Raw genomic sequence first — 20,362 nt, 5'->3', positions numbered from 1 at the left:
TTAAAATAAACAATCAATCCCTAAACCAAATCCAATGAAAATTAAAACTCTAATTATGTGCCTCTTCATGGCATGGACGATCTCGTCATGTAAGAAATCAAATATGAATGCTGAATCATTTCAGACACTCACAGATTCTGTAAGTGCTCCCCATGATACAGCTTATGTCAGCAGTCAGCCCCGAAATCTGAACCTGATTTATTTCGTGCCCAATGACCTGGATACCCTGCCTGCTTATGAAAAGCGTTTGAGTGAACTGATGTTATGGGCACAGACTTTCTTTAAAAATGAGATGAACAGAAATGGCTACGGTTACAAAACTTTTGGCCTTTTTAAAGATTCTGTCATTAGTCGTGTAAAGATCATTACCATCAGGGGGACGTTACCTAAAACCAGTTATCCTTATACTGGTGGTGCCGCTGCGGTACAGTCTGAGATCAATGCTTATTTCACTGCCCATCCCACAGAAAAAACCAGTGACCATACTTTAGTGATCATACCAAGATATAGTTTTAAAACCGATGGAACTCCTAGCGGGGGTCCGTTCTATGGTTTGGGAAAATGGTGTTTTGCATTGGATTATGAAGGCTTGGATATAGCCAATCTCGGAAAAACTAATGCAGATGGCAATAGGTTCAGTGTTTGGTACGGTGGTTTGGTACATGAACTCGGACACGGCTTAAATCTGCCTCACAACTGTCAGAAAGTTTCAGAAAATGCAACTTTGGGAATGGCCCTGATGTGGGCGGGTAATGGTACTTTAGGTAAATCGCCAACCTTTCTTACGGCTACAGACTGTGCGATATTGAATGTAAACCAGGTCTTTAATAATGACACAAAAACTTATTATGGGGCCGTTACTTCAAGTATCACCAAGATTTATGCTGATTATTCTGCTGTTAAAAGCGCTATTGTTGTTTCGGGTAAATTTACCAGCAATACACCGATCAATAGTGTTGTTTACTACAATGACCCTAATGTAAATAGTGAAGGTACAGGTACAAACAAGGACTATAACGCAACTACCTGGGAGTCTAAAGTAATTGGTACGGATAGTTTTTATGTAGAAATGCCGATTTCGGAATTTAAATATAAAGATGCCAGTCCGTATGAAATGAAAGTGAAACTGGTAGCTGAAAATGGCACCGTAAAAGAGACCATATACAATTATAAGTGGGTAAATGCGCTCCCTGTACTGGAATTCGGAACAAAGACGGAAATCAGTAAAGCTGGGTGGAGTATAGCAGCCTACAGCTCACAGCAAACTACAGCACCTGCAACAAGTATTATCGACAACAATACCGGCAGCGGCTGGCATAGCCAGTATTCAGTTGCCCCGGCAGCTACCTATCCGCATTATATTACCATAGATCTGGGATCTTCCAAAACTGTCGACGGATTTACCATCCAGAATGGTGCGTCCAGGCCAATAAAAAATGCTGATATTCTGTACAGTACAGATGGGGTTACATTTGTGTCTCAGGCTAGTTACGTAATTGCAAAATCAAGTACTAAACAAAACTTTACCTTCTCATCACCGCTCACATTCAGATACTTTAAGATAGTACCTCAATCGAGCTGGGATGGACAAGTCTTTGCTCAAATAGCTGAGATAGGCTTTTTTAATAATTAAAAATACAAGAAAGAACAATTTTATACCATGCATATTAAAAGTATCATTGCCAAATCCCTTATTATTTTTAGCCTGGCTTTAAGTCTTAAATCAACAGCAGCACCGATTGATCCAGGCCGGCAATCCGTTTCTTTAAACAGCGACTGGCAGTTTTACTTTACGTATAATTTTGAACAGAATATTAAAAAGGAAAAAGTAAATCTGCCACATACCTGGAATGCGCTGGAGACATTAAAGGGTGTGGCAGATTATAACAGGACATCAGCCATTTATGAAAATACGCTGGATGTAAAACCTGAATGGAATGGTAAGCGGCTTTTCCTCTATTTTGAAGGGATAAACAGCGTAGCTACCATACTGGTAAACAATAAATTTGTAGGAGAACATTACGGTGGCTACACAGGTTTTTGCCTGGAAGTTACCAATTTTGTAAAGCCCGGAAGTAATTCAATAACAGTTCAGGTAAGTAATGCCTACAGGCTGGATGTGATTCCCTTGCACGGTGATTTTAATGTTTATGGGGGTATTCATCGTCCCGCTTCTTTGATCATCACTGGCCAGGATTGCATCACACCTTTGGACTATGGGGCTGCAGGAGTATATGTAAGCCAAAAGGCAGTCTCAGAGCAATCAGCAGAAATAGAAGTATCCACTAAGCTCTCGCTAAACACTGGAAGCGGATTGTCTTTGAAAACTACCATTTATGATCAGCATAAAAAGATCGTTTCTTCGTTGGTTAGTACCGTCAGTGATACCAGGACCAAAGAAGTAAAGCAACCATTTAAAATTCTCAAACCACATTTGTGGAATGCTAAATCTGACCCTTATCTCTACACTGCTGAGGTCCTCTTGTTAAAAGACAATAAAGTGATCGACCAGATTTCCCAGCCTTTAGGGCTTAGGTATTTTCATGTTGATCCTGACAAGGGCTTCTTCTTAAATGGTAAATACCTGGATTTATACGGTGTCGGACGGCATGAAGATGTGTCAGGAAAGGGATCAGCACTTACAAATGCCGATCACGATAATGACATGAATCTCATTAAAGAATTAGGTGCTACCGCTGCACGCCTAACCCATTATCCTCAAAACAGGCATTTTTACGACCTTTGTGATCAAAATGGCATTGTGCTTTGGTCAGAGATCCCATTTGTAGGTCCGGGCGGTTATACAGGGGCTGGATATATGAAAAATCCAAACCTGGAAAATAACATTAAGACCATGCTGATCGAATTGATCAGGCAAAATTATAACCATCCTTCCATTTGTTTCTGGGGGATGTTTAATGAATTGAAACTCAACTATGACGATCCGCAGCCATTTATAAGGGAACTCAATGCCCTCGCAAAAAAGGAAGATCCAGGTCGGCTCACTACACTTGCTTCCAATCTGGGGGCCAATGAGTTTAAAGACCTGACTGACCTTATGGGCTGGAACCAGTATTTTGGCTGGTATGGGGGAGACTTTGATGAAGTAGGAGCATGGGCAGATGAAGTACATCAAACTATACCGGATAAGCCAATTTCGGTCAGTGAATATGGTGCCGGGGCAAGTCCTTTTAAACACACAGAGGGGCTGGAAAAACCTTCTCCAAAAGGAAGGTTTCATCCGGAAGAGTGGCAGACTGCATTTCATGAAAAGCATTGGGCAGAATTTAAGAAAAGACCATTCATCTGGGGTAAATTCATTTGGGTACTTGCAGATTTTGGATCGTCTATCAGAACAGAGGGTGATAATGACGCTATCAATGATAAGGGGTTGGTTACTTATGACCGGTCAATTAAAAAAGATGCTTTCTATTTTTATAAAGCAAACTGGAATCCCGAACCAATGCTGTACATCGCAGAACGAAGAAATACAGAGCGTACAAAGTCTGCTGCAAGTGTAAAGGTTTTTGCCAACGTTCAAAATGCAGAACTCTGGGTGAACGGAAAGGAATATGGTAAAAAAGAGAAAAATGATCTCAATACCATACTATGGGAAAATGTATTGTTGCAGCCAGGTAAGAATACCATCCTGGTAAAATCTAAGGTAAAAGGAAAATGGCTGGAAGATACTTGTGAATGGACGCTAAAACAACCGGCACCTTAATCCAGGTGTCAGTTGAGGTTTATGGTGCTGTCACTTAAATGAAAGCAACGTCTGCAGCGGGGTTCATAGCTATCCTTTTCGCCTAGTAATACTTTGGCCTCGCTGGCAGCGGTGCGGAATGAATACATCGCAGGACTGCCGCAGCGTACGCAAACAGCATTTACTTTGGTTACGAGTTCTGCAATGGCCATCAACGCAGGGATAGGACCGAAAGGCTTACCCTGAAAATCCATATCCAGGCCAGCTACGATAACTCTGATGCCTTTCTGGGCCAACTTATTGCATACTTCAGGCAGGTCTTCATCAAAAAACTGTGCTTCATCTATACCCACTACCTGAGTATCAGCATTCAATAGTAAAATTGATGATGAGGTTTCTACAGGAGTAGACTGAATAGAATTGAGGTCATGAGATACTACAGCATGTTCATCATACCTGGTATCTGTTTTGGGTTTAAAGATCTCCACCTTCAGCTTAGCAATCTGTGCCCTTTTCAATCTTCTCAATAATTCCTCCGTTTTGCCTGAGAACATAGAGCCGCAAATTACCTCTATGCTGCCGCAAAATTCTCCTCTTCTGTAATTTTGTTCGCTGAATAACATGTGTACTGTGGTACTTTAAGGGAGCTAATATCAGAATTTTGTAGTACTTTTGAGTGTCAAGTTACCAACATAAAAAGTCAATTTTCCCGTTATTAAACTATGATGAACCAAGAGGATATTTTTAAAAAGATAGGACAGATACTAAACGAACTGCAGGATCAGTACGATTTTTTAGCTCAGAATCCGCAACAGCTTAATGAGTTAGAACTTGAGCTTTTTCTGGCAAACGCTAACTTTTTATCTGACCATGTTCAGATTGTAAGAAAAATTAATAACAACAGGGCTTTAAAGGAATTGCCGGCTCATGAGGAATCGAAGATTGAAGCCATATTGGTAGAGGAGCAAGCAGCCGAGGTTTATCAGGAACCTTTGAGGATTGAAGAGGAAACGGTAACTGACCTGGATCAATTTACAGAAGCAGAAACAGAACAGACTGAAGAACTGATCGCTGCTGTGGAGACCCCTGCATTTGAACAGATAGAAAAGGAAGAGCTGCAACAGGAGGATGTTCAGAAACTGGACAATACGACACCAACATTTGAATTCATTTTAAACGAAGAACCTGAAACTGATAAATTCGAATTTGAAGAACAAAAATCAGTAGTAGAGATATTTAACCGACCGCTTAGTGATGAGGAACAGGAAATTATTGCCCAGAAACAGAGATTAAGAGAAGAACCTCGTGTTGAAGAGGAAGAAGAAGAGATCGCTCCTGAGCCATTTTTGATGCCATCTGCTCATCAGCCTGCAGCATTTGCAGCTGATAAAATAGAAGAAAAAGAGGTGCCCCAAACCCGAGTTGAAGCGCCTGTAATTGATAAAGTTGAAGAAAAGATTGTTCAGCCTGCTCCTGTATATATTTCTGAAACAAGGCCTGCTGAGGTTTCCAGACCTGCCGAAACCTTGTTTTCCAAACCAGAAGAAAAACCGGCTGTGGCTGCGGCAAGACCTACTTTAAATGATCTCCTCGCTGCTAAAAACGGGGGCCCGTCAACATCTGGTATCAACAATGAAAATGCTGCAAAGCCAACAATCGCTGATCTGAAAGGAGCAATCAATTTGAATGAAAAGCTGCTTTACATCAAAGACTTGTTCAATGGTTATAACCTGGCTTATTCTGAGGCAATAGACCTGATCAATAAAATGCCTGACCTGAAAACCGCTGATACATTTTTGAAGAACAACTACGCGCAAAAAAACAATTGGGAAGCAAAGCAGGCTACCGTCGATAAGTTCTATGGTTTATTAAAGCAGCGTTTTCCAGAAGGTTAATTGCATTTTAATTAAATAAAGCCCATCCGGTTAGAGTCCAGCTTCAGAAATATAAACAACAGTATTGTAAAGCTCCACAATGAGGAACCACCATAGCTGATAAAGGGCAGTGGGATGCCGATAACGGGCACAATGCCTATTGCCATGCCAATATTAATGAATACGTGGAAGAATAGGATACAGGCCACGCAATAGCCATATACGCGAGAGAAAGAAGATCGCTGTCGCTCAGCTAGGTTGACTAGCCTAATTAATAAGAACAGGTATAATCCTATGACTGTAAATGAGCCTATAAATCCCCATTCTTCACCGATGGTAGAAAAGATAAAGTCGGTACTTTTTGCGGGTACATAACCATATTTAGCTTGCGTGTTTTGCAGGAAGCCACGGCCTGTAAGCTGTCCGGAGCCAATGGCGATCTTGGACTGGATTACATTATAGGCTACTCCCTTTGGATCCAGTTTCAATCCAAGCATCACTTCTATACGGTTCCTTTGATGAGGTTTTAATACTTTATCATAGGCCAGTTTCACAACAAACAAATAGGCGATCGCTATTACTGTAACTGCAATGGCAGAGAACATGATCTTTTGCTTTCGCCTGTTCTGGTAAATGAATATACCGCCAATAGACAGTATAACCGGAACGAGGACAGACATAGGAACCAGGAAATCGGCAACGAACAATACGATCATTCCCAGAAATATCAACAGAAAATAGCCCGACAGGCCCTCCCTGTACATCGGAAACATAAAAGCGAGGAATACCAATGCAGAACCTGTATCTGGCTGTAACATGATCAAAAGCAGTGGTATCCCTATAATGAGTGCAGCAAAGGCAATCGATTTAAAATCCCGGAACTTGGGATTGAAATTACTGATGTATCTTGCCAGCAGGAGTGCCGTTCCAAATTTTGCAAACTCTGAAGGCTGCAATCTAAAACCACCCGGAAGAGGTATCCAGGCTTGGTTTCCACCGATTTTTTTCCCGACAAAAAGCACCACAATAAGCAAAAACATTGTTACGCCATAAACAATGGGAGAGAAGACACTGAAAAACTTAGCATCAAATAACAATATCGAAAATCCAAGAACGAGTCCGGCGAGTATAAAAATCAACTGTTTTCCTGAATCAGTTGAAAAGTTAAACATGGAGGTATTTGTCTCATTATATAATGAAGCATAAATATTAACAAAGCCAATGGTGCAAAGTGCCATGTAAATCAGAATGGTGATCCAATCTACATTAAAGAAGAAACGGTTTCCTTGCTGATTGTTCATTTTGTACTGGTTACTTGCTTTGTTGAATTAATTGGCTTTATGTCTGAAATAACACGCTTAACAGGAGTGGCGGGACTAACCGGAACTTTACCTGTAGTATCTTTTTTTGTAGAATCCGTGAGCTTCGCACCGGGTTTGACTTTAGGTTTAGGAGGAGGAGGAAGTACAACTTGTTTCTTCATCCACTCCACTTCGGCAGCCCTTCCTCCGGTGATGCTGTCTCTAAGATATTTCTCTGTGATGTAACTAGCTATCGGTGCTGCATAGGCACCGCCATAACCAGCATTCTCTACTATTACTGCAATGGCTATCTTCGGATTGTCTCTTGGGGCAAAACCAATAAAAACAGAGTGATTTTTACCACGTGAGTTTTGTACTGTTCCGGTTTTACCACACATGATGATATTTGGAATCCTGGATGCAATGGCTGTACCCCAGGATGCATTTACTGCGTCCTGCATACCGTCGATGACCGGTTCAAAATGTCTGGCATCTATATCAACATAGTTTTTCTTTACATACTCCTTTTTAATGACGTGATTCTTACCAATTGACTTGATCAAATGGGGCTTAATATAATATCCCCTATTGGCAATGACGGCCATAATATTCGCCATTTGAAGCGGAGTAGCAGCCATCTCTCCCTGACCAATAGCCAATGAGATGACTGTAGAGTAGCTCCAACGGTTTTTATAAAGCTTATTGTATTGTTCTGCGGTATATAATGTCCCACTTCTTTCGAATGGTAAATCAACGTCTAATGGCGATCCTAGTCCCCACTTTTTAACTTTTTCATACCAATCTTGATAAGCGATACGTTGGTTCTTGTATTTTTTTTGAGTGATCAGCTTTTGAAAAACGTAGCAAGCATAGGTATTGCATGATCTGGCAAGACCTCTTCTCAAAGCAATATCAAAGTCCTGATGTTCACATCTGATCTTCTGTTTTCCTGCCATAAAGTATCCCGGGCAATAGAAAGTTGTATTCGGATCTATAACACCTTCCTGCAGACCAATTAGTGCATCTAGTGGTTTGAATGATGAACCCGGTGAATAATAGCCTTTAATAGGGCGGGGATTAAACGGCCAATTAGATTCTCCTAAAATTTTCATGTAATTAGTTCCCGATTGACGGCCCACTAGTAAGTTTGGATCGTAAGTAGGACTGCTAACAAAAGAAAGTATTTCACCTGTAGCGGGTTCTATAGCTACAATGGCACCAACCTTATTTCTCATGAGTTGTTCACCAAGCTTTTGCAGTTTTGCATCTAAAGATGAAATCAATTGATCTCCGGACACTGCTGCCGTATCAAATTTGCCCTCGGCGTAACTACCTTTGGGGACGTTACGTGCATCATACAGCATATTTACAACGCCCCTCTCTCCACGAAGAAAGGTTTCATAGTATTTTTCAATTCCCGACTTTCCATTATAATCACCGGATCTATAATATCCTTCTGAGTTCTTAATGTCGTCAGATGTTACTTCTTTAATGTAGCCTAGAAAGTGAGCCGCAATACTATCGGGATATTCTCTCATGGTTCTGCTCTGTACAAAGAAACCTGGAAACCTTGAAAGCTGTTCAGATAACGACTGGTAAGTCTGTACCGAAAGTTGTTTCTCTATAATACTGGGCTGATACCTTGAAAGCTTTCGGGCTTTCCTGAAGTTTTTTCGAAACCGTACAGTGTCTACACCTATGATCTGACAAAGCGCAACAGTGTCGAATTCTGGAACATCATTAGGAATAGCCATCAAGTCATAAACAGGTTCATTCTGGACTAAAACCCTTTCTTTGCGATCCAGAATAACCCCGCGTGCTGGAAAGGTGTAAATAGGACGTAATACATTACTCTTTGCGGAGAGGAAATATTTATCACTATAAACCTGTATGTAAAATAAAGTACTGAGTAAAATAAGGCCAATTGCAATGAATAACCCTTGAATCACATATTTTCGGTTAAACAAATTATAATTGTCCATTAGCGGGCCTTTCTGTTATAAAATATAAACTCTATCAATATAACCACAAAAAGCGTAAAGATGCTGCTCGTCAGACTCCTCAAAAGCGTATAAGAAAACTCAGTAAGCCTGAATGTTTCTAGAAAGAACAGTACAATATGATGGGCGAATACACATAGGACAGCATAAAAAAGGAACCATTTAAATCCCATATTACCAAGTGTGGGTTCCGGCTCATCAAAGCCATCACGGTTTACTGTAACTGCAATAAATGAGATCCTCACAAAGGCAAGCATCACGCAGGCGGCGGTATGTACACCCAACGTATCATAAAACGCATCCAGTGTAAGCCCGGTAATGAAGGCGATCAGGTAAAGCAACAGATTAGGAATACCAAAAGGAAGCAGCAATAAGAACAACACATATACAAAAGGAGTGGCCATGTTGTAGAAGCTCAGGTTCCTCAGCAAGAGGATCTGAAACAAAAGCAGTACAAACCACCGTACTATATTTACCAATATTAATTTACTGTTCATTCGGCAATTTTGCTTCTAATTCTTCCTGTTCTTTTGCAAATTTATTCTTGATCACATACACATACTGTAAGGAGCTGAAATCATTAAATAGGGTCACTTCTACAGTCTTAAAATTCTCACCCTGTGAAATACCCGGATTACTCACCACACCCACTAAAGTACCCAAAGGATATTTAGAATATATGGAGGTGATGATGGTATCTCTAAGCTTCAGTTTAAAATGATTGGGAATTTCTTTGATCTGCGCTTTTCTGTAATCAAAATTGTTTTCTCCCCAGACCATTGAACCGAAAGCCTTTGTATTCTTCACACTTACACTGATGTAAGTGTTTTTGTGCAACAACGACTGGATGGTGGCCAGATGTTCTGAAACATCTTTAATAGAGCCTACAACACCTCTTCCCGGCGAAATTACCGGCATGCCTTCTGCGAGCCCGTCTGCTTTACCTTTGTTGATGGTGATGAAGTTATTGCGATTGGTAATAGAATTCTTAATTACCCGTGCGGATAAATAGGTGTATTGTGGTACGCCGGCAGTATCTTTAACAAGCACGTCTTTAGCCGTGTCAATATTCTGCATGGCAAGAATGGCGGTTTTCAGTTTGGCATTTTCAGCAGCCAGACTATCATTCACAGTGCCAAGGTTGATGTATTTCTTTAAAACATTGAGGTTGTTGTAAACGTCGCCCACTACCTTATTGGTAGAGTTTACCGTTACACTGCGCTGGTAAGCGTTGTTCTTTATAGTCAGGAAGATGCCTATGGAAAAGAAAATGATGAAAAAGAAAAACGCGTTATATCTGCTTATGAAGATCCAAAGGTTGCGCATATTCTTTTTCTGTAGTATTGATTACTTAACGTCATCCTGAACAGGTCAGAATTCTCCATACGGGTTCCTGGAATATTCAGGATGACGTAACGTTTAAATAACTTAAAGTTACTGCATTAAAAATTTAAAACCACCTATGTTTTTCAAGGCGATACCTGTACCGCGTACAACTGCACGAAGGGGATCTTCTGCAACGTGAACAGGTAATTTGGTTTTTGCCGCCACACGTTTATCCAACCCGCGAAGCAATGCACCACCACCAGTAAGGTAAATACCAGTCTGGTAAATATCCGCAGAAAGCTCCGGAGGAGTGATCTCCAATGCTTTAAGAATCGCTTCTTCTATTTTAGAAATTGATTTGTCAAGGCAATGTGCAATCTCTGTATAAGAAACTGTGATTTGCTTAGGCACACCTGTCATTAAATCCCTTCCCTGTACTGCAAAATCAGCAGGAGGGTCCTGAAGCTCAGGCAATGCAGCACCAACTTCGATTTTAATTTTCTCAGCAGTACGGTCACCAATCATGATGTTGTGCTGACGGCGAATATAGTTAACAATATCAGAGTCAAAATTGTCACCCGCTACGCGAATGGACTGGTCGCATACAATACCTGACAATGCGATTACCGCAATTTCTGTTGTACCGCCACCTATATCAATGATCATATTCCCCATTGGTTCTTCCACGTCAATCCCAATACCTACAGCTGCAGCCATTGGTTCATGGATCAGGTATACTTCCTTGGCGCCGGCAATTTCTGCCGAATCCCTTACTGCACGTTTCTCTACCTCAGTGATGCCCGAAGGAATACAGATCACCATTCTCAAAGAAGGGAACATCCAGCCTTTACCGCCGTTTAACATGCGGATCATACCTTTGATCATGGCTTCAGCAGCATTAAAGTCGGCGATAACACCATCTTTCAAAGGTCTGACCGTACGAATATTATCGTGTGTCTTACCTTCCATCTGCATGGCCTGTCTGCCAATAGCTATAATCTTGTTTGTTTGTCTGTCAAAAGCAACAATTGAAGGTTCATCAACTACTACTTTATCGTTATGTATGATCAAGGTGTTAGCAGTACCTAAGTCGATCGCAACCTCTTGTGTAAACCAATTAAATAGACCCATTTATAGGTGATAATTTAAGGATAAAAAATTCTATGTACTATACTAATGTAAAACTACGTCTTTTTATTGTATTCAGTAGTAAATAAATTAGTGTTTAAAATGTCTAACTCCTGTAGTAACCATAGCAATTCCCTTTTCATTTGCCTTATTGATTGAATCTGCATCTTTTATAGATCCTCCTGGCTGTAAAACAGCAGTAATTCCAGCTTCAGCAGCAATTTCAACACAGTCCGGGAACGGGAAAAACGCATCAGAAGCCATAACTGAACCTTTTAGATCGAAACCAAAAGCATCAGCCTTCACAATTGCCTGCTTTAAGGCGTCAACCCTTGAGGTTTGACCTACACCGCTCGACAAAAGCTGGTCGTTCTTTACAAAAACTATGGTGTTTGATTTGGTATGTTTAACGATCTTATTGGCAAAGAACAAATCTTTCAGTTCCTGTGCAGTAGGTGCTTTTTCAGTTACCGTGGTCATTTGCTCTGGACCTTCGATGATCAGGTCTTTATCTTGTTCAATAACGCCGTTCAACAAAGTCTTGAATTGCTTTTTGCTCAGCTCTACTTCATTACGCTGCAAAATTACCCTGTTCTTCTTAGCGCGGAAAAGTTCTACAGCTTCCGGCTGATAAGAAGGAGCGATCAGTACCTCAAAAAACAATTTGTTGATCTCAGTAGCGGTAGCCAGGTCAATCTCGCGGTTGGCAATCAATACACCGCCAAATGCAGAAACAGGATCGCAAGCTAAGGCAACGTTCCATGCATCAAGAATGCTTGGTTTTGAAGCCAGTCCGCAGGCATTTGTATGTTTTAATATAGCAAAAGTAGGCTCTGTAAACTCATCGATTAAGGCAACAGCCGCATCTACATCTACCAGGTTGTTGTATGAAAGTTCTTTGCCGTTCAGTTTGGTAAACATTTCATCAAGATTGCCATAGAATACACCTTGCTGATGCGGGTTTTCACCATATCTTAAAGTCTGCGCCTGCGCAATGCTATGTTTAAATACCGTAAGCGGCTCTTCAGTATTGAAATAATTGAAGATCGCAGTATCGTAGTTAGATGAAGTATGAAATGCTTTTTTAGCGAATGCCTTACGTTGTTCAAGTGTCGTCTCTCCATTTTGAGCTTCCAATTGCACTTGTAAAGTTGAATAATCATCTTTAGAAGCAAGGATTACTACATCATTAAAGTTTTTTGCAGCAGCTCTGATTAAAGAAATACCGCCAATATCGATCTTCTCAATGATCTCTTCTTCAGAACCGCCAGCTTTAAGTGTTTCTTCAAAAGGGTATAAGTCTACGATTACCAGGTCTATTTCCGGGATCTCGTACTGAGCAATTTGCTCCTGGTCAGAAGTTAAGTTTCTGCGGTTCAAGATACCGCCGAATACTTTAGGGTGTAAAGTTTTAACCCTTCCACCTAAAATTGAAGGGTAGCCAGTAAGGTCTTCAACAGCAGTAACAGGTATATTCAGGTCTTTAATAAACTGTTCAGTACCTCCTGTAGAGAATAACTGTACACCTTGCTGTGCAAGTAAACGAACCAGAGGTTCTAAACCATCTTTGTAATAAACTGAAATTAAAGCGTTTTTGATCTTTATGGATTGACTCATTGGAGAAAAATTTTGAGCCGCAAAGATACCTGTTTTTCTTTTAATGGCAAATGGTTGTTTTTAGTAATTTCAGGGAAAAAGCGATCAGCGAAAATGCAGACCTTCATCAAAATGTTTGTATCATTTTTGTTAATCTATTTTTAATTTATACATTAGTACCGTACACAGAACAAGAATATAAGTAATTCATAGCGATTAAACTAAGTATTTGAAATGAGCAAACCGTTATGTATTGATGACGAAGCTGTACTGAATTCCTTACAACTAGGAGACAAGGAAGCTTACGAGCATATATATGACAAATATTGGGCAATCATGTATCGGCATGCCAGAAAAATGCTTCAAAATGATGAGGAGGCAAAAGATGTCGTGCAGGAAGTATTTGTTATGCTTTGGATTAAGGCGGAAAGCGGTGTTATACGCTCACCTTTGGCGGCTTTTTTATATACCGCTACCAGAAATAAAATCCTTGACCACATCAAGCATTCTAAAGTAAGAGACAAATACCTCAGCTCGTTGAAAGATGAGATGGAAAGTTATGTCGAGCCTCCTGATGCTACAGTGAGCCAACGAGAATTGAGTCGTCAGATTGAATTAGAGATCAATGCACTCCCATGTAAAATGAGACAGGTCTTTGAACTAAGCCGCAGGCAATACAGAACTCACAAAGAGATTTCAGAATATTTGAACATCTCCGATAAAACAGTGAAGAAACAAATCAATAACGCGCTCCACATCCTAAAATCGAAATTAGGGCCATTATTATTTTTTTTTTAATTTTCATCTACTACCTCGTAGTCCCCAAGTCGTTATACCAATAACTGCTCTCTCAAAAGACCAGTTAATATGATGAGCGATTTTGACAAACAAGAAGAACTACTAGAAAAATATAAGAACGGACTTTGCACTCCTCAGGAGGAAGCGCTCGTGGAGCACTGGTATAACACCCAGTCCGCGCTCACTAAAGACATGCTTCCTGAGCCCTCGTATGTATCTTCCAGGGATGAAATACGTGAAGCAATTTCTTTAAAGATAGAAGAGAATAAAAGACAAGGAGAAAAACCAATCCGGATTATCCGGATAAAGAGTCTGCTTGTTGCTGCCTCTTTATTCTTATTGACGGTTGTAGGAGTATATTATTTTGTATACTCAACATCTGCCGATAAGGAACAATATGCTTTAAAGAATAAACCAGATATAAAGCCTGGACGTAATAAAGCTTATCTTACATTATCGAACGGAAAAAGGATTGAGCTGTCGGATAGCACTATTGGCACGCTTGCCATGCAGTCTGGGGTTCAGATCACCAAAACTGCTGATGGACAACTCATTTATAAAGTAACAGGAGAGGATGCGGCAGACAGCGATAAACCTAATTTACTAGAAGCACCTAAAGGCGGACAGTACCAGATCGTTCTCATTGATGGCACAAAAGTTTGGTTAAACTCCTCGTCAGTTTTGAAATATCCAGCCAGATTTTCTGGTTCTGAAAGAAAGGTAGAATTGATAGGAGAGGCATATTTTGAAGTGGCTAAAAATAAGAAACAACCTTTTAGAATTATTTCAGGTGATCAGGAAATTGAGGTTTTAGGAACACATTTTAATGTCAATGCCTACACAGACGAGGAAAATATAAAAACTACTTTGATTGAAGGGAGTGTGAAAGTATATCAAACTGCAAATAAAGAAATTGCTAAAATATTGAAGCCCGGACAGCAATCAGTGTTGCAGCTAGGTACATTCGATATCAATAATGTAGATACAGAGGAGGCGGTAGCCTGGAAAAACGGATACTTTATTTTTGAAAATGATGACATCAATCTCATTATGCGAAAACTGGCGCGCTGGTATGATATTGAGGTTGTAAATAAAGGCGCTAATAATAACAAGACTAAGATAATGGGCGCAATTGCCAGAAACACCAATTTGTCTGAAGTCCTCCAGTTATTTGAGGAAACAGGTAAGTTCAAATTTAAAATGGAAGGAAGGAGGATAACGATTATGCAATAATTTTACCCGGCGATGATTCCAAAATATATAGCATAAAAAAAACCAGGAATGTTCGAGCATCCCTGGCAAAAGTTTGGATCATCCATTAGAAAATCTGTCTAAAAGCAAAACAATTAACTGAATACAATTACAGTTCGCATTAATGCGCCTGTAATCTTAACCAAACTAAACCAAATGTATGAAAATTTATTTCTCTGGTCCATATAGCCTCCGCTATATGAGCAAGAAAATGGTATTAATTATGAAGTTGACGATTATTTTAATCATATCAGCAATAATGCATGTCAATGCGAGCAGTCTTGCACAGAGTAAGGTTACATTAAACGTCACTAATGAACCTCTGGACAATGTATTGAAATCAATAAGGAAGCAGACAGGGTATAACATCATCGTTATATCTAATGATATTGATAAAGTAAAACCTGTAACGGTGAATTTAAAGGACGTTTCACTGGAATCGGCACTTTCAAAAGTGCTTGACGACAGACCCTTAACCTATTCTGTGAGGGGGAAATCCATTGTTGTAAAAGAACGTGAAAAGCCCGGAACTATAAAGGTCGAACAACCCTTGCAGCGATTTTTGAAAGTGTCCGGAACTGTAAAAGATGAATTGTCTATGCCTATACCTGGAGTAAACATCAGGATTACAGGCAAGCAACGAAATGTTATTTCAGATAAAGAAGGTAAATTTACCATAGAGGTAGAGCCTACAGATACACTCGAATTTAGCTTCATCGGTTATAAAAAGCAGTTTGTTCCCGTAAGAAATAAGATCGATGTCAATGTCGTGATGGAACCTGAGGCCGGAAACCTGAATGAGATTGCCATCGTCGGTTTCGGAAGACAAAAGAAGATAAGTGTTGTAGGAGCGCAGTCTACCATAAAGCCCGAAGAACTCAAATTACCAGTTAGAGATTTAACTACGGCATTAGCAGGACGATTAGCTGGTGTGATTTCCACACAGCGTGGCGGAGCACCCGGTGCAGATGGAGCTAATATCTTCATCCGTGGTATAGCCACTTTTGCCAGTAGCCCACAATCACCTTTACTGGTTGTTGATGGTGTTCCCGACAGGCCGATTAATAACATTGATCCTGAAGATGTTGAAAGTTTTACAATATTAAAGGATGCGACCGCAACAGCAGTTTACGGTACTCGTGGTGCGAATGGCGTGGTTCTCATAAATACCAAAAAAGGTAAGATAGGAAAGCCGAACATTAACGTAGAATTAAATAGTTCCAGATCAAAATTTACGGAGTTACCTAATTTTATAGATGCTCCTACTTTCATGAACTTATATAATGAGAGCTTGACAAACAGAGGTAGAACTCCCCAGTATGACCCGGCTATAATAGCTAAACATGCAAGTGGAGAAGATCCTGATCTATATCCTAATGTAAACTGGTACGATTACCTTTTTAATGATTTTTCCAGCGCCAGCAGAGCCAATTTAAATGTAAGTGGGGGTGTAGATGCTGCAAAATATTATGTATCAGCAGGATACTATACTGAAAAGGGGATGTTTAAACAGGATGAAGCACAATCCTTTAATTCTACCCTGAAATTAGACAGGTTTAACTTTAATAGTAATGTTAGTGTTAAGGTTACAAAAACAACCAATCTGGAACTGGGTATCAATGGGTTTATTACCAATTACAATACTCCTTCTGCAGGTGTAAATGCAATCTTCGATTATGCTACTTTACAATCTCCGCACGTTGTACCTCCTATCTATTCTAATGGTCAGTGGCCGAAATTTCCTGGAGTGCCCTTCAATCCTTATTATTATCTGGTTGCCAATGGCTATTCAAATAGTTATTCAAATACTGTTAGAAGTAACATCAAGGTCAATCAGGAATTGGATTTCCTGACAAAAGGATTGTCTTTCTCGACGATGTTTGCGTTTGACGTCATTAATGGAAGTAGCTTGAGCCGCTCCAGAACTTTGCAGTCCTATTTAGCTACTGGCAGAGATGCAGAAGGAAAACTGGTTACGAGGATAGCGGAAACGGGATCGGATGTACTCGGATTTTCTTCTGACCGTAACAGCAACAGGAGATTCTATACCGAGAGTTCCCTTAATTATTCCAGAAAATTCGGTGTTCATGACGTCTCGGGGTTATTGCTATTCAACCAGTCAGACTATGTAAACGGAAATGCTACCGATCTGATTGGGTCTATACCTTTCAGATCGCGTTCCCTGGTGGGAAGGGTAAATTATGGCTATGACGACAGATACTTTTTTGAGGCCAACTTTGGTTATTCGGGATCTGAAAACTTCGTTCCCAGCAAGCGTTTTGGTTTCTTTCCTTCGGTCGGTGCCGGATGGGTTGCGTCAAATGAAAGCTTCTTCGAGCCTGTTAAAGACTTCGTTTCTTACCTGAAATTCCGCTACACCTATGGTTTGACGGGTAACAGCAATACAGGATCACGTTTCTTATTTTTATCTACTTTAGGTGATGCATTCTCTTATACGTTTGGTATTCCAGGAGCCGATAGGGCCTATACGGGCTATCAGGAAACCAGGATTGGCAGTGATGTAAAGTGGGAGACAGGTTTCAGACATAATCTTGGTATAGAAATCAATTTTTTGAGAGACGACCTGCAATTGATTGTAGAGCTATTTAAAGAAAAAAGAAATGACATTCTGTTGCAAAACTATACCATACCTTATATCTCAGGATTTACCACCGGTAATATTCCTTATGTGAATGTGGGTAAAACAGCAAACAGAGGTATTGATGTGACTTTAAACTACAATAAAAGTTTCAGGGACGGTTTTGTTACTTTTAGAGGCACTTTCAATACCAACGAGAATAAAAATGTTTTCGATGGCCTGCCACCATGGCAATATTCCTGGCTTAACCGCACTGGTCATGCCATCAGTCAACGTTTTGGATATGTAGCCATGGGATTATTTAAAGATCAGAACGAGATCAATAATGCCCCTACACAAGCAGGCGATGTTCGCCCTGGTGATATCAGATATAAGGACTTAAATGGTGACGGGATCATATCTTCTTTTGACCAGCAATCGATCGGGTATGGGAGCACTCCGAGAATTTTATACGGGTTAAACCTTGGTGGAGGTTATAAAGGATTTGATCTGGTATTATTCTTCCAGGGTGCAGCTCAGGTAGACTTTAGCTATAATGGCGGTACCGGAACCACTCCATTCTCTCAGGGAGCAACTTATGGAAATATGTATACCAAAGTGCTTGATCGCTGGACTGTAGAGAATCCAAATCCAAATGCTTTTTATCCACGTTTATCGACAAATCAAGACGTTACTACCAATTACTACTCAAGCACATGGTGGCTGAAAAGGGCAGATTATATCCGTTTAAAGAGTGCAGAAGTAGGTTACACATTCAATGCTAAGTTTTTGAATAAGGTGGCTGTAAAAAAGCTAAGGATCTATGGAAACGGAACCAACCTGCTGACGTTCTCAAAATGGAAGTTCTGGGATCCGGAATTGGGTGATGGCCGTGGTGCTTCTTATCCCAACATCTCTACATTTAACTTAGGCTTACGTGCTAATTTTAACTAATCATGAAGAACACATTTTTAAAAACATTCATGTCTGCTGTGCTTTTATCTTTGCTTTTTCTGCCCACCGGCTGTAAAAAAGGATATTTCGATACAGTTCCGGACAATATAAATACGATCGATAAAGTATTTTCAAACAGAGCTAATACTGAACGTTGGTTTTTCTCTCTTTATGCAGGTATACAAGATATATGGGATCAACCATATGGTTATCAGTACGCCGGTATCAGTGATGAGCTGGAATATGCCAACTGGGGTACAGGTGCTGCGCTAACTATAAATTCAGGGGCTGTTACGACGGACAATTCTCCAACCAGGTTCGAAACTTACTATCAATTGGTCAGGAATATTAACATTTTCCTGGAAAGAGTTGATGAGTGTAAAGAACTGTTGGAGCAGCAGAACGGCGAGGCCATAGTTAAAGAATATAAAGGTGAGGCACGTTTCCTAAGGGCCTATTACCATTGGTTATTAATGAAAGAAGTTGGTCCTGTGGCTATAGCACCCTTAATTTCCGGGCTTCCTAATGATAACTTTCAGATTCCAAGAAGTTCATGGGATGAGTGTGTGAAGTTTGTTTTGGATGAGATGCGTGCATCTGAAGCAAGTTTGACCAGTCTGCACCTTACCGGTGGTTCCACTACCCCTGACGATTATCAGGTAGGTAGGATTACAATTCCAGTAGCGGCAGCTATCGAAGCACAAGTTTTACTTGCACACGCTAGTCCATTGTTTAATGGAAATACTGAATTTGCAGATTGGAAGAATTTTGACGGTAAACAATTGTTTAGTCAGACTTATGATGCTAATCGCTGGAAAACAGCAACGGAAGCTATAAAAAGAGCAATTGATTTAAATGTTGCCCAAGGTCGTAAATTGTTTGTTAAGCCTAATACCAACTTGTTTCTGCAAGGTTTCAATTCGACCAGGGACATGTTTTGGGATGGCTGGAAAGAAGAAGGTATCTGGCTCAGAAGAGCGACTGGTGTTCATGCTCAATGGTCCCAGCACTCTGCACCAAAGAATTCCTTATCAGGTAACGGATGGAATGGTATTGGTGTTTTACAAGAGCTAGTTGATGATTTTAGAATGGCTGATGGACGCTCGATAAAAGAGACTCCAACTTATAGTGAAACTACATTTACCAATACTACAACTCCTTACTATTCTACCGGAACCAATAATATGTATGTAGGAAGAGAGCCAAGGTTTTACGTAGATGTTACTTTTAGCGGATCTACAATACCGGTAGTTCCGGCTGCAGGACAGACTTATGTAACCTATTTTTCTACTGCAGCATCTGGTAAGAAGGCAAATGCGAGGGATTATCCTAAAACAGGATATACAGCAAGGAAAAATATTCATCCAAATACGAATCTGAGTACAGGAAGTAATCCGGCGCGTCCCGCAATGTTGATCAGGATGGCTGAGCTGTATCTAAGTTACGCAGAAGCGCTAAATGAATCACAACCTGGAAACACAGACATATTAAAATATTTAAATGATGTCCGTACAAGAGGCGGGATTCCTGAAATATCAACGGACTTAGGTCAGGTTGAGATGCGTAAGCAAATTAGATTGGAGAGAAGAATTGAGCTTTGCTATGAATCGGGACACAGATTTTGGGATGTCCGCAGATGGAAAATCCCAAATGAACCGGGGACGAAACAAGGTGGCGATTTCTATGGTATGAATATGGATGCCGGTACTTCTTTATCTGATTTATCTTTTTACAAAAGGGTAGTAGCTACTACGAGAGCAAACTGGCAGCGTAAGTTTTATTTCCTTCCGTATCGCCAAAATGAAATGGATAGAAACAAACAAATTGTTCAGCTTCCGGGCTATTAATTTAAA

Annotated in this window: 14 protein-coding genes; 7 read left to right on the top strand and 7 right to left on the bottom strand. The window is 40.3% G+C overall.

From position 1 onward, the window contains the following. The first annotated feature begins 34 nt into the window (after positions 1–34). Together R2Q78_RS20825 and R2Q78_RS20820 are read left to right on the top strand one after the other, a co-directional pair. Positions 35–1,633: a discoidin domain-containing protein gene (locus R2Q78_RS20825; protein WP_316794495.1), complete on the top strand. Its 1,599-nt coding sequence runs from the start codon at positions 35–37 to the stop codon at positions 1,631–1,633. 27 nt (positions 1,634–1,660) lie between these two features. Next, positions 1,661–3,724: a glycoside hydrolase family 2 protein gene (locus tag R2Q78_RS20820; RefSeq protein WP_316794493.1), complete on the top strand. Its 2,064-nt coding sequence runs from the start codon at positions 1,661–1,663 to the stop codon at positions 3,722–3,724. Between the two features lie 8 nt (positions 3,725–3,732). On the opposite strand, the gene R2Q78_RS20815 is transcribed toward R2Q78_RS20820, so the two are convergent. Further along, complete coding sequence (locus R2Q78_RS20815) at positions 3,733–4,326, bottom strand: thymidine kinase (RefSeq protein ID WP_316794492.1); 594 nt, start codon at positions 4,324–4,326, stop codon at positions 3,733–3,735. Between the two features lie 99 nt (positions 4,327–4,425). Between R2Q78_RS20815 and R2Q78_RS20810 the strand changes: the two genes are divergently transcribed. After that, positions 4,426–5,598 carry a hypothetical protein gene (locus tag R2Q78_RS20810; protein ID WP_316794490.1) on the top strand — a complete coding sequence of 391 codons (1,173 nt, stop codon included), beginning with the start codon at positions 4,426–4,428 and terminating at the stop codon, positions 5,596–5,598. A gap of 11 nt (positions 5,599–5,609) precedes the next feature. On the opposite strand, the gene rodA is transcribed toward R2Q78_RS20810, so the two are convergent. From rodA to purH, 6 genes are all read right to left on the bottom strand, one after another. Next, a complete protein-coding gene (rodA, locus tag R2Q78_RS20805) occupies positions 5,610–6,878 on the bottom strand; it encodes a rod shape-determining protein RodA (RefSeq protein ID WP_316794488.1) in 1,269 nt (422 codons plus the stop codon). Next, on the bottom strand, positions 6,875–8,860 hold the full coding sequence (mrdA, locus tag R2Q78_RS20800; RefSeq protein WP_316794487.1) for a penicillin-binding protein 2: 1,986 nt from the start codon (positions 8,858–8,860) through the stop codon (positions 6,875–6,877). The genes rodA and mrdA overlap by 4 nt, the downstream gene beginning before the upstream one ends. Next, entirely contained in the window at positions 8,860–9,375 is a 516-nt protein-coding gene (gene mreD, locus R2Q78_RS20795) for a rod shape-determining protein MreD (protein WP_316794486.1), read from the bottom strand. The genes mrdA and mreD overlap by 1 nt, the downstream gene beginning before the upstream one ends. Next, positions 9,365–10,204: a rod shape-determining protein MreC gene (mreC, locus tag R2Q78_RS20790; protein WP_316794485.1), complete on the bottom strand. Its 840-nt coding sequence runs from the start codon at positions 10,202–10,204 to the stop codon at positions 9,365–9,367. The genes mreD and mreC overlap by 11 nt, the downstream gene beginning before the upstream one ends. Before the next feature lie 108 nt (positions 10,205–10,312). Continuing rightward, positions 10,313–11,335, bottom strand: coding sequence for a rod shape-determining protein (locus R2Q78_RS20785; RefSeq protein WP_048907325.1), 1,023 nt, complete (start codon positions 11,333–11,335; stop codon positions 10,313–10,315). An 87-nt stretch (positions 11,336–11,422) separates the two neighbouring features. Further along, positions 11,423–12,949 carry a bifunctional phosphoribosylaminoimidazolecarboxamide formyltransferase/IMP cyclohydrolase gene (gene purH / locus R2Q78_RS20780; RefSeq protein ID WP_316794482.1) on the bottom strand — a complete coding sequence of 509 codons (1,527 nt, stop codon included), beginning with the start codon at positions 12,947–12,949 and terminating at the stop codon, positions 11,423–11,425. A 213-nt stretch (positions 12,950–13,162) separates the two neighbouring features. Here purH and R2Q78_RS20775 point away from each other — a divergent pair, with 213 nt between their 5' ends. The 4 genes from R2Q78_RS20775 (at position 13,163) to R2Q78_RS20760 (ending at position 20,356) form a co-directional block, all read left to right on the top strand. Beyond that, the gene (locus R2Q78_RS20775) at positions 13,163–13,726 is read left to right on the top strand and encodes an RNA polymerase sigma-70 factor (protein WP_316794481.1); all 564 of its coding nucleotides are present in this window, start codon (positions 13,163–13,165) and stop codon (positions 13,724–13,726) included. Between the two features lie 69 nt (positions 13,727–13,795). Further along, positions 13,796–14,959, top strand: coding sequence for a FecR family protein (locus R2Q78_RS20770; protein ID WP_316794480.1), 1,164 nt, complete (start codon positions 13,796–13,798; stop codon positions 14,957–14,959). Positions 14,960–15,137: 178 nt separating this feature from the next. Further along, complete coding sequence (locus R2Q78_RS20765) at positions 15,138–18,509, top strand: TonB-dependent receptor (RefSeq protein WP_316794479.1); 3,372 nt, start codon at positions 15,138–15,140, stop codon at positions 18,507–18,509. A gap of 2 nt (positions 18,510–18,511) precedes the next feature. Beyond that, on the top strand, positions 18,512–20,356 hold the full coding sequence (locus R2Q78_RS20760) for a RagB/SusD family nutrient uptake outer membrane protein (protein ID WP_316794477.1): 1,845 nt from the start codon (positions 18,512–18,514) through the stop codon (positions 20,354–20,356). Positions 20,357–20,362: the final 6 nt, after the last annotated feature.

This window comes from Pedobacter frigoris (assembly GCF_032678645.1).
GTDB lineage: Bacteria > Bacteroidota > Bacteroidia > Sphingobacteriales > Sphingobacteriaceae > Pedobacter > Pedobacter frigoris_A.
Note: the sequence above shows the minus strand (reverse complement) of the source record. Positions and strands in the feature narration are given on the sequence as shown.